The following is a 20,035-nucleotide window of genomic DNA, read 5'->3' as shown; positions in this document are numbered from 1 at the left end:
ATCACCTTGCCTCTGAGGCAAATTCCCCTGCCCCCACCCCCGGCCCCTCCCCCGAGGACCTCAGGCGAGGGTGCGCACCGCCTGGTCCGCCAGTTCGTAGCGCGCCCCGACCACGGCCAGCCGGCCTTCCGCGATGCGCGCCGCGAGCTCCGCGTCCCCCGCCAGCCGGTCACGGACGCGGCGCACGTGTGCGGTGACGGTGGCGTCCACGCGCGCCGGGCCCTGCCGGCCGCGGTCGATGGCCGGGCGGATCGCGTCGACCAGGTAGCGCAGGCGGGCGGGCGGCTCCTCGCCGGTCTCGTCGGCGCGCACCGCGGCCGACACGGCCCCGCAGGACTGGTGGCCCAGCACCACGACGAGCGGGATGCCCAGCTCGACGACCCCGAAGGCGACGCTGGCGAACACCGCGTCGTCCAGCACCTCGCCCGCGGAGCGGACGGTGAGCAGGTCGCCGAGGCCCTGGTCGAAGACCAGCTCCGGGGTGACCCGGGAGTCCACGCAGCCCAGCACCACGGCGAAGGGGTGCTGTCCCAGGGTGAGCCTGCGGCGCACTTCGCGCGACTCGTGGGGGTGGCGCTGGCGGCGGGCGCGCCAGCGGCGGTTGCCGGCCGCCAGTTCGCGCAGGGCCTCGGCCGGGGTCCCGGGGCGGGCGGGCTCCCCGGCCCGGGGGCCGGGCGGGAGGCCCTCGGCGGGGGCACCCGCCGCGCGGGGGCCTGCACCCTCGGGGCCGCCGCCGCGCGGCACTGCCGCATCCGCGGGCGGGGCCGCAGCGAGGGCCAGGACCGCGCCGGCCGCGGCGGAGCCCGCGAGGGCTGCGCGCAGGAGGCTGCGGCGGGTGGCTTCTCCGGGGGACGTGGGCGCAACCCTGTTCGACGTCACGGGCGGAACGTAGCGGCCGCACCCCGGCCGGGTCCCCGACCGACCGGGGATTTTGCGCGTTCCTGTACCGAATTCGTCCATAATGCCCATTCCTTTCGTCATTCGAGCGCACGTTCGAATGACGGCGTACGATGGTTCCATGCACGCACCGCTCCAGGGCTCCCTGTTCGACCAGGCCGACGAAGCCGACGAGGCGACCCTCGGCCCGCTGACCGGCCTGCGCCGGACCGAGCTGGGCTCCGGGGCCTGGTACGACCTGCTGCCCGGCTGGCTCGACGGCGCCGACGCGCTCTTCCGGGAGCTCGCGGCCCGGGTGCCCTGGCGCGCCGAGCGGCGCCGGATGTACGAGCGCGAGGTCGCCGTGCCCAGGCTGCTGGCCCACTACGGCGAGGGCGACCCCCTGCCGCACGCCGTGCTGGACCGGGCCCGCGCCGAGCTGTCCCGGCACTACGCCGCCGAACTGCGCGAGCCCTTCGTCACGGCCGGGCTGTGCCTGTACCGCGACGGCCGCGACAGCGTGGCCTGGCACGGCGACCGCGGCGGCCGCTCCTCGCAGGAGGACACGATGATCGCGATCCTGTCCGTGGGCGACCCCCGCGACCTGGCCCTGCGGCCGCGCGGCGGCGGCCCGGTGCAGCGGCTGCCGCTGGGGCACGGGGACCTGGTCGTGATGGGCGGCTCCTGCCAGCGCACCTGGGAGCACGCCGTACCGAAGTCCGCGCGGGCCGTGGGGCCCCGGATCAGCGTGCAGTTCCGCACCCGCGGGGTGTTCTGAGCTCCGGACGTGGCCGCACCGGGCCGGGTTCGGCCACACTGTGAGGGCAGGGGGGGTACGGGTACGAGACCGGAGGCCGCCGTGAGCACACCTTCCCCCACCCGAATAGCCGCCGTGCTGTCCGCCGACCACCGCGGGCGGCTGATGGCACTGGCCCGCGAGGTCAATTTCCGCCAGGGCGAGCGGATCTTCAGCGAGGGCACCCGCTCCGAGGCCTTCTGGATCGTGCGCTCGGGCACGGTCACCCTGGAGATCCCGGTGCCCGGCCGCCGCCCGGCCGAGATCGAGAACCTGGGTCCGGGCGAGCTGGTGGGGTGGTCCTGGCTCTTCCCGCCGTACGTCTGGCAGCTCAGCGCGCAGGCGATGACCCCGGTGCGGGCGTACGAGTTCGACGCCGTGCGGGTGCGGATGCTGATGGACGCCGATCCGGCCTTCGGGTCCTCGCTCGGGCACTGGGTGGGGCGGATCCTGGCCCAGCGGCTGCACCAGACCCGGACCCGCCTGCTCGACCTCTACGCCCCGCACCTCAGCGCGGGATGAGCGGACCGGACCGGCCGCCCCGGCCCCGGGCGGCGGCGCCGCCCCGCCCGGGGCCGCCGTCACCAGAGCGAGGGCCGCCTGGCCGCCCACGGCCGGGCGGCCTCCAGCTGGGCCGAGAGCGAGATCAGCCCGGCCTCCTCCCCGTAGCGGCCGCCGAGCATGACCCCGATGGGCAGGCCCTCGTCCGTCCAGTGCAGGGGCACGCTGACGGCCGGCTGGCCGGTGGCGTTGTACAGCGGGGTGTACGGCGTGAAGGCCGCCAGCCCCGCGAACTCGGCGGCCGGATCGTCGTCGTCGCGCTGGCTGCCGACCAGGGCCGGGGGCTGCGCGAGGGTGGGTGTCAGGATGACGTCGTAGGACCCCAGCAGGGCCTGGGAGACCAGCTCGCCGAGGGCCCGGAAGGCGTACAGGGACTCCGCGAACTCGGTGGCGGACACCTGCCGTCCGGCTTCGCGCAGGTGCCGGCTGAGCGGCATCAGCAGCTTCTCGTCCCCGGGGGCGACCGGCAGGACCGTCGAGGCGACCTGCCAGACCCGGGAGAAGGCGGTCAGCAGGGCCTCGTCGGCGGGCAGGGCCAACTCGTCGACCTCGTGGCCGAGTTCGCCGAGGAGCGCGGCCGCGTCGGCGAGGGCGGCGGCGCAGTCGGGGTGCAGGGCGACCCCGGGCACCGGGGGTTGGGGCAGGACGACCACGCGCAGCCGGCCGGGTTCGCGGCGGGCGGCGGCGAGGAAGGTCTCGCCCGGGGGCAGGGAGGGCGCCCCGTAGGGGCCTGCGGGCTCCTGGCCCGCGAGCACGTCGAGGAGGGCGGCCGCATCGGCGACCGTGCGGGCGAGCGGCCCGTGCACGGAGAGCCCGGTGACATCGTGCAGGACCGGTCCGGAAGGCACCCGGCCGCGGCTGGGTTTGATGCCGAAGAGCCCGCACGCGGAGGCGGGTATCCGGATGGAGCCGCCGCCGTCGCTGCCGTGGGCCAGCGGCGCCAGCCCGCCGGCGACCGCGGCGGCGGCGCCGCCGGAGGAGCCGCCGGCCGAGCGGCCGAGGTCCCAGGGGGTGCGGGCGGCGGGGCCGAGGGCGTTCTCGGTGTAGCCCGGCAGTCCGAACTCGGGGGTGTTGGTCTTGCCGAGCATCACGGTGCCCGCGGCGCGCAGCCGGGTGACCACGTGGTCGTCGGTGTCCGGCACGTGGTCCGCGTACGCCTGCGAGCCGAGGGTGCAGCGCACTCCGGCGACGAAGCTGAGGTCCTTCACGGGGACGGGTACGCCGTGCAGCGGACCCAGGTCCCAGCCCTCGCGCCGGGCGGCGGCCGCCTCCCGCCCGGCCCGCCCGGCCTGTTCCCGGGCGAGTTCGGGGGTGACCGTCAGGTAGGCGCCGAGGGTGGCGTCGTGGCGTTCGATGCGGGCGAGGTAGTGCTCGGCCAGCTCCAGGGGCGAGAGCTCGCCCGTCCGGACCGCCCCGCCCTGCTCCAGCGCGGTCAGATCATGCAGTTCGGCCATCCGTCCCAGTCCTCCGATCGTCCGGTGCGTGGGCCGATCCTGTCAGTACCGAGGGGTAACTGCCAGTGCGGGGAGGGGCGTTCGGATCGGTGTCCGGTCGCTCTTCGGCCGTTTCGGGGGCGGGCGGGCGTACAGGTCAGAGCAGGCGGGGCGGCCACGATCTGCACCTGAGCGGTCACCTTGGGTGACGCGAATTGATGGTAAGACCATGCGGGGCCCGGCTCCGTAGGCAAGACTCCCGTCCGATATCCGGCACCGACCGACAGGAGTGTTCGACATGCGGTTCATCGCGCGGAGCCTCGGACTCGCAGCAGCCACCACGCTCGCGCTCATGGCGCCCACCGGCGCAGCCGGGGCCGCGCCCGCCGGTCCGGCGAGCCCGTACGCCCCCTCGGCCCTCGTCCTCGGCGTGGCCGCCGGGGAGGACGGGGGCACCGGCACCTTCCTGCGCGCGGTGACGCTGACGTGCGCGCCCGTTCCGGGCGGCACGCATCCCGATCCCGCCGCCGCGTGTGCCGAACTGCTCGCGAACGGAGCCGAGTTCGACGCGATCACCGCGGAGGGCTCGCAGACCGCGTGTCCGCGGCACTGGGACCCGGTGACGGTGACGGCGGACGGCGTGTGGCAGGGCGCGCGGCTGAGCTACTCGTACACCTTCGGCAACCCCTGCGTGATGGACGGCGGCAGTGGGGCGGTCTTCTCTTTCTGAGCCTTCCGATCCTTCTCTGGTCCTCCGGAGCCCTCCGGCTCCCCTTCCGACCCCGGCTCCGGCCGGACCCCCGGGGCTCCGCCCCGCCTCCCCTGCCGCGCCTCCCCCCGCCGCCGATCCGGGGGGAGGCGCGGCGCATCCGGGGTCCGGCCGGGGCCGGCAAAAGCGGAATGAAGCTTGGTCTAGACCTTGACAGGTCCAGACCAGTTTCGGTTCAGTGGCGGGAAGCCCGTCGGCTCCGACGGCAACTCCCCCCACCGAAGGAGCAGTTCGTGACCCGTGCACTGCGCCGCCGCGCCCTGTCCCTGCTGGCCGCCGCCGCTGCCGCCGCCTCGCTCTCCCTCACGCTCACCGCCCCGGCCACCGCGGCCGCCCCCTGCGCCAGCCCCTGGTCCGGTTCCTCCGTCTACACCGGCGGCGCCTCCGTCTCCCACGGCGGCCGCAACTGGCAGGCCAAGTGGTGGACCCAGGGCGAGACCCCCGGCACCACCGGCCAGTGGGGCGTCTGGGCCGACCAGGGCGCCTGCGGCGGCACCACCGACCCGGACCCCGACCCCTCCGGATTCGTGGTGAGCGAGACCCAGTTCAACCAGATGTTCCCGAACCGCAACAGCTTCTACACGTACGCGGGCCTGAAGGCGGCGCTCTCCGCGTACCCGGCCTTCGCCACCACCGGCGGGGCGACCGTCAGCCGGCAGGAGGCGGCGGCGTTCCTCGCGAACATCTCGCACGAGACGGGCGGGCTGGTCCACATCGTCGAGCAGAACCAGGCCAACTACCCGCACTACTGCGATGCGAACCAGCCGTACGGCTGTCCCGCCGGCCGGGCGGCCTACTACGGGCGCGGGCCCATCCAGCTCAGCTGGAACTTCAACTACAAGGCCGCGGGCGACGCCCTGGGCATCAACCTGCTCGCCGACCCCTACCTCGTGGAGCGGGACGCGGCCGTGGCCTGGAAGACCGCCCTCTGGTACTGGAACACCCAGAACGGCCCCGGCACCATGACCGGGCACCACGCCATGGTGAGCGGCGCCGGCTTCGGCGAGTCGATCCGCTCCATCAACGGAGCCCTGGAGTGCAACGGCGGCAACCCCGCCCAGGTCCAGAGCCGTATCGACAACTACCGCCGCTTCACCCAGCTCCTGAACGTCCCGACGGGCTCGAACCTGAGCTGCTGACCCGGGCCGCCCCGGTCCGGACCGCACCCGCGGTCCGGACCGGGGCGGGGATTGCGTCAGCGCGGGCAGGCGGCGTCGACCGCGGCCAGCAGGTCGGCCTCCAGGGGGAGTTCGGCAGCCGCGGCGTTGGCGCGGACCTGCTCGGCCGAGGTGGCCCCGGCGATCACGGAGGCGCAGCCGGGCTGTGCGGTGAGCCAGCCCACGGCCAGTTCGAGCAGGCTGCGCCCGCTCTTCCCGGCGAGGGCGGCCAGGTCCTCGACCCGGTCGAGCCGCTCCTCGGTGACGTAGTCGTGGTCGACCAGCCGCGATCCGGCGGGGGCCGCGGCCCCGCGGCGGAGCTTGCCGGTCAGCAGGCCGTTGGCAAGCGGGTAGTACGGCAGCACGCCGACCCCGTAGTGCCGGGCGGCGGGCAGGAGTTCGGCCTCGGCGCCGCGCTCCAGCAGCGACCACTCGTTCTGCGCGGAGACGAAGGGGACGGCGCCGGTCTCGCGGGCGGTGTGGGCGGCCTGGGCGAGCTGCCAGCCGGTGAAGTTCGAGTGCCCGAGGTAGCGGACCTTGCCCTCGGCGACCAGTTCGGTGAGGGCCGCGAGGGTCTCGGCCAGGGGGGTGGACGGGTCCCAGCTGTGCAGCTGGAGCAGGTCGATGCGGTCGGTGCCGAGGCGGCGCAGCGAGGCCTCGACGGCCCGCCGTATGTACGCGCGCCCGCCGAGGGCGCCCGCGGCGGGACCGTAGCCCATGTCGGCGGAGTCGTAGCCGAACTTGGTGGCGAGGACGACCTCGTCGCGGCGGCCCCGCAGGGCGCGGCCGAGGAACTCCTCGGAGCTGCCGCGGGGGCTGCCGTAGATGTCGGCGGTGTCGAGGAGCGTGATGCCCGCGTCGAGGGCGGCGTCGAGGACCTCGCGGGTGGCCTCCGCGTCGAGCCGCGCGCCGAAGTTGTTGCAGCCGAGGCCCACGGCCGAGACCCGCAGTCCCGACGTGCCGAGAGGTACGTAGCGCATGAGTGGTGCAACTCCCCTTCGTGACCGGATTCCTGAGGTCACCAGGGTACGGGGCGGCCCTCGCGGGAGGTTCGAGGATCGGGGCAGGCCGGGCGGCCGGCACCGGGTCCGGCCGCGGCCTGCGGCCGGGGTCCGGGCGGCGGGCCGGACAGCCGGGAGCGGCGGGGGTTGCCGAGCATCCGGGGGAGCAGCGGGAGGGCGTCCCCGGGCAGGCCCGGTTCGGCGGGCGGCAGTCCCAGGCTGCGGCGCAGGGCGGCCAGGGCGGCGTGCACGGGGGCGAGGGAGGCGGGGGCCTCGGGGTGCGCGCTGGCCAGCGCCTGGGCGGTGGTCTCGATCACGTCGAGGGCGTCCTCGGCGGCTTCCCGGCTCCAGCGGCCGGGCCCCACGGCGTCGTGCAGGTGGCACGCGGCCTCGGCGGCTTCGGCGGCGCGCTCCCCGACTCCCGGCGCCGCCGTATCGGGCAACAGGTCCATGCCGGGTCAACGAACCGGGCGCCCCGGGGGAACGGCCTGCGGCCCGCGGCCCGCGGGACCGTCCCCGTACGCACCGGGGCGCGCGGCCGGCCTCAGGGGCCCGCGATGATCCAGATGACGGCGACCGTGCGGGTGTCGGGGATGACGCGGTACAGGACGGTGACCACTCCCCCGGTGTCGGCGGCGGGGGCGGTCAGGACCCGGCGCAGCTCGGCTCCCGTGACCGGTTCGGCGGAGGTGTCCGCCCGGGGGTCCACGGCGAGCCGCTTGAGGGCGAGGTAGAGGGATTTGCGTTCGCCCGGGGTGAGTTCGGCGACCTCGCGGTTGAGCCGCTCGGGCAGGAGTACGTTCCAGTCGCTCAACGGCCCCCCTCACCGTGCGCCGGGCCGTCGGGGAGGCCCGCCGCCGCGTCGAGGGAGGCGAAGAAGTCGTCCATGCCCATGGTCTTCTCGCTGCCGTCGAGGGCGTCGGCCACGGCGGCGGCCACCTCGGGCCGGGTCCGCAGGGCCAGTACCTGCCGGTACTCCGTCAGCACGGCCGGGACGGCGGCCAGGGCGGCGCCGTCCAGCCGGGCGTTGAAGGCGGCGAGGTCCAGGGGGGCGGCCACGGCCAGCGCGGCGCGCAACTCCGCGATGGTCTGGGGGCCTTCACCGGCCCGGATCCGGTAGGGGTCGGCGTACGGGCTGGCGGGTGTGCCGGTGGGCGTCGCGCTCATGGTGACCTCCGTCTCTTCCTCCAAGGTACGCCGATATCCGGCCGGGTCGAGCCCCCGGGGCGCAGCGGTTCGGCGGATCAGCCCAGTTCGAGGCTGGTGATCCCGTACAGGCCCGCGAGGTCCAGGTCGGGGACGGGTCCCGTGTACATCCGGGCGGTCTCGAAGGCCGGTACGAGGCCGAGGCCCGCCGCGAGGGCGGTGGCGGCCGGGTTGGCGTCGGGGACGTCGACGGCGACGGTCCGGCCGGGTGCGGCGTCGGCGAGCCGGTGCAGCAGCGCGGCGGCCGTGTCGGGCGTACGGGCGTACAGCGGGCCGATGCGCCAGGGGCCGGCGCAGGGGCGGACGACCCCGAGCCCCTCGATCCGGCCGTCCGCGCGGACGGCGGCCAGGGCGGTGCGGCCGGGCTGGCCGGTCCAGGCGGCGAGGAAGCCGTCCCGCTCCTCGGGGAAGAACCGGCGGTCGTAGTCGGCCAGTTCGGCGAAGGGCAGGGTGTCGGTGCCGGTGAGGGCGAGCCCGGCGGGGAGCGGGGGCGCGGCCTGCGGTACGGAGCCCTCGTAGCGGATGTTGTTCCAGGCGGGGCGGAAGCCGGAGCGGCGGTAGTTGTCCTGCTGCTCGACGACCCCGTCGAGTCCGACGAGCCGGCCGGCGAGGCGCTCCATGCCGGCCTCCCAGACCCGGATGCCGTAGCCGCGGCCGCGGAACCCGGGCCGGGCGATGTAGAAGCCGATGAAACCGAAGCCCGTGCCGTAGCGCACGGCGGAGAGGGAGGACACCGGCTCCCCGTCGAGCCGTCCGACGAGGAAGCCGCGGGGGTCGGCGACGGCGAAGGCGGCGGCGTCGCCGTCCCCCGGGTTCCAGCCCTCGGCCTCCGCCCAGGTGCGCAGCAGTGCCATGTCGGCGCGGCTCGCGGCCGCGATGTCGAAACCCTCGATCCGGTCCATGCCCGGAGTTTGTAGCAGATTCCGGGCGGCGCCGCGGGCCTTCGCGGCGGGTGGCCGAATCCGGACGGATCGCGTCCGCCGGAGTGCGGAACTCGCACTACTCAGCGTCTGCGGCTGAGGCGTCCGAGGGTGAGGGGTTGCGGCCCCTCGTGCGTGCGGCCCGCCCCGGATCCGGTCCGGGGCGGGCCGCGCCGCGTCCGCTCAGTGGTGGAATCCGCTGCGGGTCGCGCCGGCGGCGCCGCCGGCCGGGGCGGGGCCGGACAGGTCCGCGACGGCCCGGCGCAGATCGGCGGCGAGCAGCTCGATCTGGTCGCGCGTGACGCCGTGACGGATGAGGATCCGCTGGATGACGGTGTCCTGCCGGTCGGCGGGCAGCGGGTACGAGGGCACCTGCCAGCCGCGCATCCGCAGCCGGTCGGACAGGTCGTAGAGGCTGAACCCCGCGCCCGCGGGGTCGGTCAGCATGTACGACACGGCGGGCAGGCCGCCCTGGCCGTCGTACAGCAGGGTGAAGGGGCCCATGCCGGCGATCAGGCCGGCGAGGTGGCGGGCGGTGTCGGCGCAGGCCTGCTGCACCCGCCGGTACCCGCCGCGGCCCAGCCTGAGGAAGATGTAGTACTGGGCGATGATCTCCCCGCCGGGGCGGGAGAAGTTCAGGGCGAAGGTCGGCATGTCGCCGCCGAGGTAGCCGACCCGGAACACCAGCTCCTCCGGGAGGAGTTCGGCGCTGCGCCAGACCACCCACCCGACCCCGAGCGGGGCGAGCCCGTACTTGTGCCCCGAGGCGTTGACGGAGGCCACCCGCTCCAGCCGGAAGTCCCAGACCACCTCGGGGTGCAGGAAGGGCGCGACGAACCCGCCGCTGGCCGCGTCCACGTGCACGGGCACGTCCCAGCCGCGGGTCTCCTGGATCCAGTCGAGCGCGGCGGCGATCTCGGCCACGGGCTCGTAGTCGCAGGTGTAGGTGACGCCGAGGATGGCGACGACCCCGATGGTGTTCTCGTCCACGTACGCGTCGAGCTGGTGGGCGCGCAGGCCGGTGGCGCCGGGCTCCAGCGGCACCTGGCGCAGCTCCACGTCGAAGTAGCGGGCGAACTTCTCCCAGCAGACCTGGACGGGTCCGCAGACCAGGTTCGGCCGGTCGGCGGGCTTGCCCTCGGCCCGGCGGCGGGCCCGCCAGCGCCATTTGAGGGCCAGTCCGCCGAGCATCGCGGCCTCGCTGGAGCCGGTGGTGGAACAGCCGGTGGCGGGCGCCGCCGGAGCGGCGGAGGCCTCGGGCCCGCCTGCGCCGGGGGCGTTCCAGAGGTCGGCGAGCATGGCCACGCAGCGGGCCTCGATCTCGGCCGTCTGCGGGTACTCGTCCTTGTCGATCATGTTCTTGTCGATGCACTCGTTCATGAGCCGGTGCACCTCGTCCTCGGACCAGGTGGTGCAGAAGGTCGCCAGGTTCTGGGCCGCGTTGCCGTCGAGCAGCAGCTCGTTGCGGATCATCGAGTACACGGTCCCGGGCGGCGAGTGGTCCTCCGGCATCCGGTACTTGGGCAGGACGTGTCCGCTCAGGACGGAGGCGAACACGTCGGCGGCGGGGTCGTCGGAGCGCTCGGGGCGCGCGTCGTGGAGGGCCATCAGCCGATTGAACACTCAGCAGCGGACATACGCGGATATTTGGGCTCTCGGGCATGGCTCCGCACATCTGCCGGTTCGCGCCAGCTTTCCCCTGTGAGGGTGACCACGGCAACGCGCGTAGACGCAATATTTTCCCTTTGAATGAGGGCTTCGCAGGAAATTTTTCACCATCGGCCACGAGGGTGCCGGGGTGGACCAGGAAGATCAACAAACTCGTTTTGCACGCAACTTATCCCCGCATGTCCGGATCGCATCCCAGCCCCCGTCCGGAACTTCCCGTGGCCCTGACCTCACTGATAGTCATCGGCTCGCACATTCCAGCGACCCCCGATCAAGGAACACCATGTCTCGACTCACGCGCCGCAGCGCCCTGTTGGCCGGTGCGGGCGCCGTCTCGACGCTCAGCCTGGCCCTCACCACCCGGGCCACCGCGACCTCCCGTACGGACCACGCGGCGCAGACCCCGCACCCCGCCCGCCCGGACGGCATAGCCTCGGCCGCCCAGGCCCCCGCGGCCTTCGACGAGGTCTTCCAGGGCCGCCGGATCCAGGGCGCGCCCGACCCGCACGCCGGACACGGGGGCGGGCACGGGGCCGGCCACCACTCCGCCGGCTACACCGTGCGCGTCGACGGCAGGGAGCTGCACGTGATGCGCAACGCCGACGGCACCTGGATCAGCGTGGTCAACCACTACGAGACCTTCGCCACCCCGCGGGCCCTCGCCCGCGCCGCGGTCACCGAGCTCCAGGGTGCCGTACTCGTTCCGATCCAGACCGCCTGAGCACGTCCGAAACAGGGAACCCACCGATGACCATCCGCAAGAACCAGGCCACCCTGACCCCGGACGAGAAGAGCCGCTTCGTCAAGGCCGTCCTGGAGCTCAAGCGCAACGGCCGCTACGACACCTTCGTCACCACGCACAACGCCTTCATCATGGGCGACACCGACTCGGGCGACCGGGTCGGCCACCGCTCCCCCTCCTTCCTGCCCTGGCACCGGCGCTTCCTCCTCGACTTCGAGGAGGCGCTCCAGGCCGTGGACCCGACGGTGAACCTGCCCTACTGGGACTGGACCGCCGACCGCACCGCCCGCTCCTCGCTGTGGGCGGCCGACTTCCTCGGCGGCACCGGGCGGGCCCGCGACGGCCAGGTGCTCGACGGGCCCTTCGCCTCCGCGCAGGGCAACTGGGCCGTCAACGTCCGCGTGGACGGCCGCTCGTTCCTGCGCCGCGCCCTGGGCACCGGGGTGGCGCAGCTGCCGACGAAGGCCGAGGTGGACGCCGTCCTCGCCATGCCCGAGTACGACGCCGCGCCCTGGAACAGCTCCTCGGCCGGCTTCCGCAACCACCTGGAGGGCTGGCGCGGGGCGAACCTGCACAACCGGGTGCACGTGTGGGTGGGCGGCCAGATGGCCACCGGGGTCTCGCCCAACGACCCCGTGTTCTGGCTGCACCACGCGTACGTGGACAAGCTGTGGGCCCGGTGGCAGAAGCTGCACCCGCAGTCGCCGTACCTGCCGGCGGCGGGCACGCCCAACGTGGTCGACCTCAACGACACGATGCGGCCGTGGAACAACGTGACCCCGGCCGACATGCTCGACCACACGAAGTTCTACACGTTCGACACCGACGCCTAGCAGGCGCCCGGCCGGGCGGGTTCAGGCCGGCTCCCCCGGGTCCGGGTCCGGGAGGGGGCGGGCCAGGACCCGCCTGGCGGGGTCCTGGTGGCCTCCCGAGGCCAGGATCCGCACCTCCCCGCGGTCGCTGATCTCGGCCCGGACGATCCCGGTGGGGTCCGCGTACACCGGGTGGCCGCCCGGGCCCTTCGCCGCGGTGCGGCCGACCACCACCGTGTCCGCGCCGCCCCCCGGCGCGGCCGGTCCGTCGGGGAAGACCAGCTCGAACCGCTCCGGCATCGCCATCCGTCCTCCAGGTGCGGGCCCTGATGCGCGCCGTCCGGCGCGTCCACCCATGGTGGGGCCGTACGGGCCCGGGGGCCGCAGCCCGTGCCGCGGACCCGCGCAGATCACCCGAAGGACGCGTCCGGCACCCAGCGGTAGTGCAGCTCGGGGCGGCCCACCTGGCCGTAGCGGGGGGTGCGCACCGCCCGGTCGGCCTCCACGAGGTGCTCCAGGTAGCGGCGGGCGGTGATCCGGGAGATCCCGGCCGCCTCGGCGGCGGCTGCGGCCGTGACCCCCTCGGGGGCCGCGCGCAGGATGCCCGCGACCCGGTCGAGGGTGGGGGCGCTGAGCCCCTTGGGGAGGGCGGCGGGGCCCGGGGAGCGCAGGGCGGCGAGGGCCCGGTCCACATCGTCCTGACCGCCGGCCTCCCCCGCCGCCGTCCGGAACTCCGCGTAGCGCAGCAGCCGGTCGCGCAGGGTGGGGAAGGCGAAGGGCTTGAGCACGTACTGCACCACGCCCAGGGCGACGCTCTCGCGTACGACGGCCAGGTCGCGGGCCGAGGTCACGGCGATCACGTCCACCCGGCGGCCGGCCGCGCGCAGCGCGCGGGCCAGGCCCAGGCCGTGCCCGTCGGGCAGGTAGAGGTCGAGCAGCAGGAGATCGACCCCGGTCCGCTCCAGGATGCGGCGGGCGTCCGCGACGGTGTGGGCGGTGCCGACGGCGGTGAAGCCCGGTACGCGCTCCACGTAGAGGGCGTGGGCGTCGGCGGCGACGGGGTCGTCCTCGACGACGAGGACGCGCACGGGGCCGGGGGCCGGGCCGGGGCTCACGGGCGCGGCTCCGGTGCGGCGGGGTGCGGGGCGGGGGGCCCGTCCGGGTGCGGGGGCGTATCCGGGTGCGGGGGCGTATCCGTACGCCGGTCCGCCGGGGCCGGCCGGGGTACGGGCAGGGTGACCGTGAACTGCGTTCCGCCGCACGGGGGTTGGGAGGCGGCCACGCTGCCGCCGTGGCGCCGGGCGGTCTGGCGGACCAGGGCGAGGCCCAGCCCGCGGCCGGGCCCCTTGCCGGACCAGCCGCGGGCGAAGACGTCCGCCCCGGCGGGGAGCCCGGGGCCGTTGTCCGCGACGGTGAGGACGAGTTCCGCGCCGGTGCTGCGGGCGGTGACGGAGACGGTGGCGCCGGGGGTGCCGGTGACGGCGTCGACAGCGTTGTCGATGAGGTTGCCGAGCACGGTGACCAGGTCCCGGGCGGGCAGCAGGGCCGGCAGGGAGCTCTGCGGGGTGACGACCAGCTCCACCCCGCGCTCGTGGGCCTGGGCGGCCTTGCCGAGGAGCAGGGCGGCGAGGACCGGCTCGTCCACGGCGGTGACGACCTGGTCGGTCAGGGCCTGTGCCAGCTCCAGTTCGGCCGTCGCGAACTCCACGGCCTCGCCGGTGCGGCCGAGTTCGACGAGGGAGACCACGGTGTGCAGGCGGTTGGCCGCCTCGTGCGCCTGGGAGCGCAGGGCCTGGGTGAATCCGCGCTCCTGGTCCAGCTCCCCGGTCAGGGACTGGAGTTCGGTGTGGTCGCGGAGGGTGACCACGGTGCCGCGGCGGCCGCCGCCCGCGACCGGGGAGGTGTTCACCACCAGGACCCGGTCGGCGGTGAGGTGGACCTCGTCCACGCGCGGTCCGTCGGCGAGGAGGGCCCCGGCCAGTGGCGCGGGCAGGCCCAGCTCGGCGGGGCTGCGGCCGAGCACCTCCCCGCCGATACCGAGGAGTTCGCGGCCCGCGTCGTTCACCAGGGAGATCCGGCGGCGGCCGTCGAGCATCAGCAGGCCCTCGCGGACCGCGTGCAGGGCGGCCTGGTGGTAGTCGTGCATCCGGCTCAGTTCGGCGGCGTTCATGCCGTGGGTGTGCCGGCGCAGCCGGGCGTTGACCACGTACGTGCCCAGTCCGCCGAGTCCGAGGGCCGCGGCGGCGACCCAGACCAGCGCCGCTATCCGGCTGCCGAGCCGGTCGCTGACGGCTTCGACGGTGATCCCGGCGCTGACCAGGGCGGTGATCCGGCCGCCGTCGGTGACGGGGGTGACCACGCGGATGGACGGTCCGAGGGTGCCGGTGTACGTCTCGCTGAAGGTGCGGCCGCGCAGGGCGGGGGCGGTGTTGCCGAGGAAGCGCTCGCCGATGCGGCGCGGGTCGGGATGGGTCCAGCGCACCCCGGCCGGATCCATGATCGTCACGAAGTCCACCCCGGCGTCGGCCCGCACCCGCTCCGCGTAGGGCTGGAGCACGGCCGTGGGGTCCGTACCGGCGCCTGCGGAGCGGACGGCCTGGCGGACCGAGGGCGAGTCGGCGACGGCGCGGGCGACCGCCCCGGCCTGCCGCTGGGCGGCCTCTTCGGCCTGGTCGCGGGCGGCGGCGTAGGCGAAGACCGCGCACCCGGCGACGACGACCGCGACGAGCACGGCCTGCATGGCGAAGAGCTGGCCGGCCAGGCTGCGCGGCCGGGGGATGCGGAACATGGCGTTCAGTGTGCACCGGCCGGTGAACTCAATGAACGCAAGGGTGACCGGGGTCACAGGCTGGTGGACAGTCTTCGGGACCCCTCCGGGAGCCGTCTTCCGAAACCCCTCCGCGCACTTCAGGGAGCCCTCGTGTCCGCACAGCCCGCACGCAAGACCGGCCGGGACAGAACCCACTACCTCTACATCGCGGTGATCGCCGCGGTGGTGCTCGGCATCCTCGTCGGCTTCGCCGCCCCCGGTGTCGCGGTCGAACTGAAGCCCCTCGGCACCGGCTTCGTGAACCTCATCAAGATGATGATCTCCCCGGTGATCTTCTGCACGATCGTGCTGGGCGTGGGCTCGGTCCGCAAGGCGGCGAAGGTCGGCGCGGTGGGCGGGCTGGCCCTCGGCTACTTCCTGGTGATGTCCACGGTCGCGCTCGCCATCGGCCTGCTGGTCGGCAACCTGCTGGAGCCGGGCAGCGGGCTGCAGCTGACCGAGGCGGTGCGCAGCGCGGGCGCGGAGCAGGCGTCGAAGGGCGGTGCGGAGTCCACGGCCGACTTCCTGCTGGGCATCGTGCCGACCACGCTGGTGTCGGCGTTCACCGCGGGCGAGGTGCTCCAGACCCTGCTGGTGGCCCTGCTGTGCGGGTTCGCGCTGCAGGCCATGGGCGCGTCGGGCGAGCCGGTGCTGCGGGGCATCGGGCATGTGCAGAAGCTGGTCTTCCGGGTGCTGGGCATGATCATGTGGGCGGCTCCGGTGGGCGCCTTCGGGGCCATCGCCGCGGTGGTCGGGGCCACGGGCATCGACGCGCTGAAGTCGCTGGCCGTGATCATGATCGGCTTCTACACGGCCTGCGCGCTCTTCGTGTTCGTGGTGCTGGGCGCCCTGCTGCGGCTGTGCACGGGCATCAGCGTCTTCGCGCTGCTGAAGTACCTGGGCCGGGAGTTCCTGCTGATCCTGTCCACCTCCTCCTCCGAGTCGGCGCTGCCGCGGCTGATCGCGAAGATGGAGCACCTGGGGGTCTCGAAGCCGGTCACGGGCATCACGGTGCCGACGGGGTACTCCTTCAACCTGGACGGTACGGCGATCTACCTGACGATGGCCTCGCTGTTCGTGGCCGAGGCGATGGGCGACCCGCTGTCGGTCGGGGAACAGGTCTCGCTCCTGCTGTTCATGGTCATCGCCTCGAAGGGGGCGGCGGGGGTCACCGGCGCCGGCCTGGCCACCCTGGCGGGCGGGCTCCAGTCCCACCGGCCGGAGCTGGTGGACGGCGTGGGCCTGATCGTGGGCATCGACCGGTTCATGAGCGAGGCGCGGGCCCTGACGAACTTCGCCGGGAACGCGGTGGCCACGGTGCTGGTCGGGACGTGGACCAAGGAGTTCGACCGGGAGCGGGCGGCCGAGGTGCTGGCGGGCCGGCTGCCGTTCGACGAGACCACGCTGCTGGACGAGGACGAGGACGGGCACGGGGACGGCGGCGGGGCCGCGTCCGACGCCGGATCCGGGGCCGGGGCCGGGCTGCCGGACGCGCGGCCCGCGGCGGCCAAGGGCGGTGTGCCGGACAACGTGCCCGCCTGACCCTCAGCCGCTGCTGTCACCGCCGCTGGCGGTACCGGTCCCGGTACCGCCAGCGGTGACGGCTGTGACGGCTGTGACGGTGATGACGGCATGCCGTGCCGGGCCGGTCACGGCCCGAGCGGTGAGCCCGGCGGCGCAGGTGGCGTACGGCTCGCCGTCCTCGGTGCGCGCGCGCCGGCCCGGTCCGGCCGCCGTCAGGAACGCGGCTGCCTGCGCGGCCAGTTCGGCGCTCAGCGGCAGGCAGGCCCGGCGGCGGCCGTCGGGCAGGCGTACGACCAGCCGCTTGGGGCGGACGGCGGCGCCCGTGTAGCCGACCACGGGCAGGTCGGCGCGGTCCGCGTGGCGCATGGCCAGCCAGCCGCCGGGCCTCCCGTACGGGGCTCCGCCGTGCTTGGCGGCGACGGCCTCGACGCCCTGGTCGCGCAGGGACGCGTACCAGATCAGGGCCGTCTCGGGATCGTCGGTGGCGGGGACGGGCTGGAGGGGCGGGCCGATCAGCTCCAGCACCTCCAGCAGGAGCCCGCGGCGCTCGGTGTACGGCAGGGCGCGGACGTCCCCGTGCACGGGGTGGGCCAGGAGGTCGAAGGCGGCGTAGGAGGCGGGCCGTTCGCGGGCCAGGGCGGCGGCGGCCGCGGGCGGGGCGGCGGCGCGGGCCAGGGCGGCGGCCGGGTCGAGGCAGCCGTCGCGCCAGACGACGGCGGCGCCGTCGAGCACGGTACCGGGGCGCAGGCGGCGGCCGGCGTGGGCGAGGTCGCTCCAGGCGGCGGTGGTCTCGGCGCCCCCGCGGCGGTGGATCCGGGTGCCGGTCGGGACGCGGTGGAGCAGGGCCCGCTGCCCGTCGAAGACCGGCTCGAACCACCACTGCGGGCCCTCGGGCAGGGCGTCCGTGTCCTCGGCGGTGGCGGCGGCCACAGGAAATTCCACACCCCCACCCTGCGCTCCCCCACCACCGGGGCGCACGCCGACTGCTCCACCGGGCGGAGGGGGGGCGGGGGGCGGTCGTGCGCGGGGCGCGGGGCGCCGGGCGGAGGGCGCCGGGCGCGGGGCCGAGGGCGCGGGGCGCGGGGCCGAGGGCGCGGGGCGCGGGGGTCACCGGCCGGATGTCCGGGCGCGGGGCGCCGAGCGGAGGGCGCGGGGCGCCGGGCCGAGGGCGCCGGGCGCGGGAGGCGGACTGCGGGGGTCTCCGGGCCGGACGCCTGGATGTCCGGACGCTCTGATGCGCGGACCCCCGGACGCCGGACGCCGGGCGCGGGGGCGGTCGTACCGGGCCCGGTTAAGATCACGGACTCGGGGGAGCGTGGTCGGCGCTGTCCGTACGAAGCGGAGGGCCCCACGCCATGTCACGGATACGCCGCTGCTGCGCGGGCCTGGCCGCCCCGGTCCTGATCCTGTGCGCGGCGGCTCCGGCGGACGCCGGCGGTGGAGGGCTGGAGGTCTCCCCCGGCGCGGTGCAGCGCGGTGAGCGGGTCACCCTGCACGCCGTCGGGGCGGGCCTCCTCCCGCAGGCCGGGGCGGCCGGGCGGGTAGCCGTCACCTCGCCGGCGTTCGAACGGGAGGTGCGGTTGCGGCCGGCGGAGGGGGCCGCGGCGGGCGGTGGGCCCGGAAAGGCGGGCGGGCCCGTCTGGCAGGCGAAGGCGCGGGTGCGGTGCGATGCGAAGCCCGGCAGCTATCCGGTGTCGTTCCGGGACCCGGTCGAGCGCGGCGGGAAGCCGGTGGAGGGGCGGGTGACGGTGCGGGCCGACCGGGCGGGGGTGCCGGGGCGGTGTGCGCGGGGGCGGGCGGCCGTCGGGGCCGGGGATGCGGGGGCGTTGGCGTTGACCGGGGGTGCGGTGGGGGCGGTCGCCGTGATGGGCGCCCTCACGTACGTCGCCCTGCGTCGGCGCAGCGCCCGCCACTGACTCCGGCAGGGCGCCCGCCCTGCCGCCCCGGGCCCGCTGCGCGGGGCTCCTTCCCCACCCCGCCCCTTCCCGAACCGGGGCTCCGCCCCAGCCCCCGCGCCTCAAAGGCCGGCGGGGCTGGAAGGTCGCCTCAAACGCCGGCGGGGCTGGATTTGGCTGGTGCCCGGTTGGACAGTGCGGCTGCACTTATCCGGCCCAGGCGCGGCCAAATCCAGCCCGCGCAGGGGGTCCCCCCGGACGGAGTCTGGGGGAGTTTGAGCGCACCGTGCGCGCAGCGCACGGAATCGGGGTCCGGGGCGGAGCCCCGGAGCCACCCGGCCACCCGGGGCCGGGCCCCCCGGCCGCACCCGGCCTCGCCGGCCCGTGGGGCGAATCCCCAGCCCCGCCAGGGGGTCCCCCCGGACGAAGTCTGGGGGAGTTTGAGGCGCAGGGGTGTGGGGGCGGAGCCCCTGCTTCTGGGCGGCACCCGGGTACGGGCGGGCGGCTAGGGGCGGGTGTGGAGGGTGGCCAGGACCGGGGTGGAGGGCTGGAGGGTGAGGCCCGTGTACGGGCGGGCGATCTCCGGGCCCGTGTCCACCCGGTGCCGCTGAGCCAGCACGGCGAGCAGCAGGGCCGACTCCACGAGGGCGAACCGGGCTCCGAGGCAGGCGCGCGGCCCGCCGCCGAAGGGGATCCAGGCCTCCTCGGTCGCCTTGAGGGGCGCGTCCTCGGACCACCGCTCGGGCCGGAACTCCAGCGGCTCCTCGAACCACCGCGGGTCCCGGTGCATGGACCACTGGCTGCACCACACCGCGGTGCCCTCCGGCACCGGCCGCCCGCCCAGGCTCGCCCCCGCCCCGGCCACGGCGCTGATCAGCCAGATCGGCGGGTACAGGCGCAGGGCCTCCTTGACCACCTGCCGGGTCCACGGCAGGCGCGCGTAGTCCTCGTACGCGGGGAGCCGCCCGCCGAGGACCGTGTCGAGCTCCTCCTCCAGCCGGTCGCGCGCCGCGGGGTTGAGGGACAGGAGCTGCCAGGTCCACAGCAGGGCGGTGGAGGTGGTCTCGTGCCCGCCGACGTACAAGGTGACGGACTCGTCGCGCAGTTCGCGTTCGGTGAGCGGCGCGCCGTGCTCGTCGCGGGCGGCGAGCAGCCGCGAGAGGAGGTCGTCGCGCTCCTCGCCGGCCGCGGCGGCGGCCCGGTGTCCGGCGATGACGCGGGCGATCTCCTCGTCGATGCAGGACACCGCCGCGCGCATGCGGCGCCGTCCGGGGGTGGGCAGCCAGGACGGCAGGAAGAGGGTGACCCCGCGCATCTCGGCGCCGAGTTCGCGCTGGGCCACGGCCATGGCCCTGCCGATGACCTCCTCGCGGCCCGCGGCCTCGGCGCCGAAGAGGGTGCGCACGGCTATCCGCTGGGTGAGTGCGGCCATCTCCTTCTGGACGTCGATCCGGGCGCCGTCCAGCCAGCGGGAGGCCAGCGCGTCGGCGCATTCGACCATGGTGGCGGCGTAGGCCTTGACCTGGCGGGGGCGGACGGCGGGCTGGACGAGGGTGCGCTTGCGCCGCCAGTCGGCGCCGGTGCTGACCGCCACACCGTCGCCGAGCAACTGGTGAAAGGCCCAGCCGAGTTCCATGTGCCCGAAGGTGTGCTCGACCCCGGCGAGGAGTTCGGCGACGTCTTCGGGGCGGGAGAGCAGCAGGGCGCGGCGCGGGCCGAGGGCCCAGGGGGCCCGGTCGCCGTGCCGGTCGCGGAGCAGCTCGAAGAAGGAGAGGGGGTCGCGGGCGAAGGCGGGGAGGTTGCCGAGCAGGGGCCAGCCGCCCGGTCCGGCGGCGGTCGCGGCGTCCAAGGTCGAGGTCACGGCGG

21 protein-coding genes are annotated in these 20,035 nt (G+C 75.4%); 8 read left to right on the top strand and 13 right to left on the bottom strand.

Annotated features, from left to right (window positions below):
- Window positions 1-60: 60 nt before the first annotated feature.
- Window positions 61-879 carry a carbonic anhydrase gene (locus ACZ7JZ_RS09010; RefSeq protein ID WP_470935043.1) on the bottom strand — a complete coding sequence of 273 codons (819 nt, stop codon included), beginning with the start codon at window positions 877-879 and terminating at the stop codon, window positions 61-63.
- Between the two features lie 139 nt (window positions 880-1,018).
- Here ACZ7JZ_RS09010 and ACZ7JZ_RS09005 point away from each other — a divergent pair, with 139 nt between their 5' ends.
- Both ACZ7JZ_RS09005 and ACZ7JZ_RS09000 read left to right on the top strand, forming a co-directional pair.
- The gene (locus ACZ7JZ_RS09005; protein WP_470935041.1) at window positions 1,019-1,654 is read left to right on the top strand and encodes an alpha-ketoglutarate-dependent dioxygenase AlkB; all 636 of its coding nucleotides are present in this window, start codon (window positions 1,019-1,021) and stop codon (window positions 1,652-1,654) included.
- Between the two features lie 81 nt (window positions 1,655-1,735).
- A complete protein-coding gene (locus ACZ7JZ_RS09000; protein ID WP_470935039.1) occupies window positions 1,736-2,194 on the top strand; it encodes a Crp/Fnr family transcriptional regulator in 459 nt (152 codons plus the stop codon).
- 59 nt (window positions 2,195-2,253) lie between these two features.
- On the opposite strand, the gene ACZ7JZ_RS08995 is transcribed toward ACZ7JZ_RS09000, so the two are convergent.
- On the bottom strand, window positions 2,254-3,687 hold the full coding sequence (locus tag ACZ7JZ_RS08995; RefSeq protein ID WP_470935037.1) for an amidase: 1,434 nt from the start codon (window positions 3,685-3,687) through the stop codon (window positions 2,254-2,256).
- Between the two features lie 277 nt (window positions 3,688-3,964).
- On the opposite strand from ACZ7JZ_RS08995, the gene ACZ7JZ_RS08990 reads away from it, so the two are divergent.
- Window positions 3,965-4,396, top strand: coding sequence for a subtilase-type protease inhibitor (locus tag ACZ7JZ_RS08990; protein WP_470935035.1), 432 nt, complete (start codon window positions 3,965-3,967; stop codon window positions 4,394-4,396).
- Between the two features lie 284 nt (window positions 4,397-4,680).
- Window positions 4,681-5,574, top strand: a complete 894-nt coding sequence (locus ACZ7JZ_RS08985) for a glycoside hydrolase family 19 protein (protein ID WP_470935262.1) — start codon at window positions 4,681-4,683, stop codon at window positions 5,572-5,574.
- A 56-nt stretch (window positions 5,575-5,630) separates the two neighbouring features.
- Here ACZ7JZ_RS08985 and ACZ7JZ_RS08980 read toward each other — a convergent pair whose 3' ends face one another.
- From ACZ7JZ_RS08980 to ACZ7JZ_RS08955, 6 genes are all read right to left on the bottom strand, one after another.
- Entirely contained in the window at window positions 5,631-6,572 is a 942-nt protein-coding gene (locus ACZ7JZ_RS08980; RefSeq protein ID WP_470935032.1) for an aldo/keto reductase, read from the bottom strand.
- 38 nt (window positions 6,573-6,610) lie between these two features.
- Window positions 6,611-7,045 (bottom strand): hypothetical protein, encoded by a 435-nt coding sequence (locus tag ACZ7JZ_RS08975; RefSeq protein WP_470935029.1) that lies wholly within the window; start codon window positions 7,043-7,045, stop codon window positions 6,611-6,613.
- A 92-nt stretch (window positions 7,046-7,137) separates the two neighbouring features.
- Window positions 7,138-7,407, bottom strand: coding sequence for a hypothetical protein (locus ACZ7JZ_RS08970; RefSeq protein ID WP_470935026.1), 270 nt, complete (start codon window positions 7,405-7,407; stop codon window positions 7,138-7,140).
- Window positions 7,404-7,760 carry a hypothetical protein gene (locus ACZ7JZ_RS08965; protein WP_470935023.1) on the bottom strand — a complete coding sequence of 119 codons (357 nt, stop codon included), beginning with the start codon at window positions 7,758-7,760 and terminating at the stop codon, window positions 7,404-7,406. Before ACZ7JZ_RS08965 ends, ACZ7JZ_RS08970 begins: the two co-directional genes overlap by 4 nt.
- Window positions 7,761-7,837: 77 nt before the next feature.
- Window positions 7,838-8,701 (bottom strand): GNAT family N-acetyltransferase, encoded by an 864-nt coding sequence (locus ACZ7JZ_RS08960; protein ID WP_470935020.1) that lies wholly within the window; start codon window positions 8,699-8,701, stop codon window positions 7,838-7,840.
- Window positions 8,702-8,902: 201 nt separating this feature from the next.
- Window positions 8,903-10,327, bottom strand: coding sequence for a glutamate decarboxylase (locus ACZ7JZ_RS08955; RefSeq protein ID WP_470935017.1), 1,425 nt, complete (start codon window positions 10,325-10,327; stop codon window positions 8,903-8,905).
- A 343-nt stretch (window positions 10,328-10,670) separates the two neighbouring features.
- On the opposite strand from ACZ7JZ_RS08955, the gene melC1 reads away from it, so the two are divergent.
- A complete protein-coding gene (melC1, locus tag ACZ7JZ_RS08950) occupies window positions 10,671-11,108 on the top strand; it encodes an apotyrosinase chaperone MelC1 (RefSeq protein ID WP_470935014.1) in 438 nt (145 codons plus the stop codon).
- A 26-nt stretch (window positions 11,109-11,134) separates the two neighbouring features.
- Window positions 11,135-11,962, top strand: coding sequence for a tyrosinase MelC2 (gene melC2, locus ACZ7JZ_RS08945; RefSeq protein WP_470935011.1), 828 nt, complete (start codon window positions 11,135-11,137; stop codon window positions 11,960-11,962).
- 21 nt (window positions 11,963-11,983) lie between these two features.
- Here the strand turns inward: melC2 and ACZ7JZ_RS08940 are convergent, their stop codons facing one another.
- The 3 genes from ACZ7JZ_RS08940 to ACZ7JZ_RS08930 form a co-directional block, all read right to left on the bottom strand.
- Window positions 11,984-12,247 (bottom strand): DUF6296 family protein, encoded by a 264-nt coding sequence (locus ACZ7JZ_RS08940; RefSeq protein WP_470935008.1) that lies wholly within the window; start codon window positions 12,245-12,247, stop codon window positions 11,984-11,986.
- 104 nt (window positions 12,248-12,351) lie between these two features.
- The gene (locus tag ACZ7JZ_RS08935; RefSeq protein WP_470935006.1) at window positions 12,352-13,056 is read right to left on the bottom strand and encodes a response regulator; all 705 of its coding nucleotides are present in this window, start codon (window positions 13,054-13,056) and stop codon (window positions 12,352-12,354) included.
- Window positions 13,053-14,681: a sensor histidine kinase gene (locus tag ACZ7JZ_RS08930; protein WP_470935259.1), complete on the bottom strand. Its 1,629-nt coding sequence runs from the start codon at window positions 14,679-14,681 to the stop codon at window positions 13,053-13,055. The genes ACZ7JZ_RS08935 and ACZ7JZ_RS08930 overlap by 4 nt, the downstream gene beginning before the upstream one ends.
- Window positions 14,682-14,861: 180 nt before the next feature.
- Here ACZ7JZ_RS08930 and ACZ7JZ_RS08925 point away from each other — a divergent pair, with 180 nt between their 5' ends.
- On the top strand, window positions 14,862-16,292 hold the full coding sequence (locus ACZ7JZ_RS08925; protein WP_470935003.1) for a cation:dicarboxylate symporter family transporter: 1,431 nt from the start codon (window positions 14,862-14,864) through the stop codon (window positions 16,290-16,292).
- 3 nt (window positions 16,293-16,295) lie between these two features.
- Here the strand turns inward: ACZ7JZ_RS08925 and ACZ7JZ_RS08920 are convergent, their stop codons facing one another.
- Window positions 16,296-17,216 carry an ATP-dependent DNA ligase gene (locus ACZ7JZ_RS08920; protein WP_470935000.1) on the bottom strand — a complete coding sequence of 307 codons (921 nt, stop codon included), beginning with the start codon at window positions 17,214-17,216 and terminating at the stop codon, window positions 16,296-16,298.
- A 413-nt stretch (window positions 17,217-17,629) separates the two neighbouring features.
- Between ACZ7JZ_RS08920 and ACZ7JZ_RS08915 the strand changes: the two genes are divergently transcribed.
- On the top strand, window positions 17,630-18,190 hold the full coding sequence (locus tag ACZ7JZ_RS08915; protein ID WP_470934997.1) for a hypothetical protein: 561 nt from the start codon (window positions 17,630-17,632) through the stop codon (window positions 18,188-18,190).
- Window positions 18,191-18,674: 484 nt separating this feature from the next.
- On the opposite strand, the gene ACZ7JZ_RS08910 is transcribed toward ACZ7JZ_RS08915, so the two are convergent.
- On the bottom strand, window positions 18,675-20,030 hold the full coding sequence (locus ACZ7JZ_RS08910; protein ID WP_470934994.1) for a cytochrome P450: 1,356 nt from the start codon (window positions 20,028-20,030) through the stop codon (window positions 18,675-18,677).
- Between the last annotated feature and the right edge of the window lie 5 nt (window positions 20,031-20,035).

This window comes from Streptomyces sp. NPDC038213 (genome assembly GCF_055600495.1).
Note: the sequence above shows the minus strand (reverse complement) of the source record. Positions and strands in the feature narration are given on the sequence as shown.

What these genes read in the sequence shown, in the direction of transcription:
- ACZ7JZ_RS09005 (WP_470935041.1), top strand. Translation starts at nt 1,019, where the DNA reads ATGCACGCACCGCTCCAGGGCTCCCTGTTCGACCAGGCCGACGAAGCC.
- ACZ7JZ_RS08995 (WP_470935037.1), bottom strand. Translation starts at nt 3,687, where the DNA reads ATGGCCGAACTGCATGATCTGACCGCGCTGGAGCAGGGCGGGGCGGTC.
- ACZ7JZ_RS08990 (WP_470935035.1), top strand. Translation starts at nt 3,965, where the DNA reads ATGCGGTTCATCGCGCGGAGCCTCGGACTCGCAGCAGCCACCACGCTC.
- ACZ7JZ_RS08980 (WP_470935032.1), bottom strand. Translation starts at nt 6,572, where the DNA reads ATGCGCTACGTACCTCTCGGCACGTCGGGACTGCGGGTCTCGGCCGTG.
- ACZ7JZ_RS08975 (WP_470935029.1), bottom strand. Translation starts at nt 7,045, where the DNA reads ATGGACCTGTTGCCCGATACGGCGGCGCCGGGAGTCGGGGAGCGCGCC.
- ACZ7JZ_RS08965 (WP_470935023.1), bottom strand. Translation starts at nt 7,760, where the DNA reads ATGAGCGCGACGCCCACCGGCACACCCGCCAGCCCGTACGCCGACCCC.
- ACZ7JZ_RS08960 (WP_470935020.1), bottom strand. Translation starts at nt 8,701, where the DNA reads ATGGACCGGATCGAGGGTTTCGACATCGCGGCCGCGAGCCGCGCCGAC.
- ACZ7JZ_RS08955 (WP_470935017.1), bottom strand. Translation starts at nt 10,327, where the DNA reads ATGGCCCTCCACGACGCGCGCCCCGAGCGCTCCGACGACCCCGCCGCC.
- melC1 (WP_470935014.1), top strand. Translation starts at nt 10,671, where the DNA reads ATGTCTCGACTCACGCGCCGCAGCGCCCTGTTGGCCGGTGCGGGCGCC.
- melC2 (WP_470935011.1), top strand. Translation starts at nt 11,135, where the DNA reads ATGACCATCCGCAAGAACCAGGCCACCCTGACCCCGGACGAGAAGAGC.
- ACZ7JZ_RS08940 (WP_470935008.1), bottom strand. Translation starts at nt 12,247, where the DNA reads ATGGCGATGCCGGAGCGGTTCGAGCTGGTCTTCCCCGACGGACCGGCC.
- ACZ7JZ_RS08930 (WP_470935259.1), bottom strand. Translation starts at nt 14,681, where the DNA reads ATGCAGGCCGTGCTCGTCGCGGTCGTCGTCGCCGGGTGCGCGGTCTTC.
- ACZ7JZ_RS08915 (WP_470934997.1), top strand. Translation starts at nt 17,630, where the DNA reads ATGTCACGGATACGCCGCTGCTGCGCGGGCCTGGCCGCCCCGGTCCTG.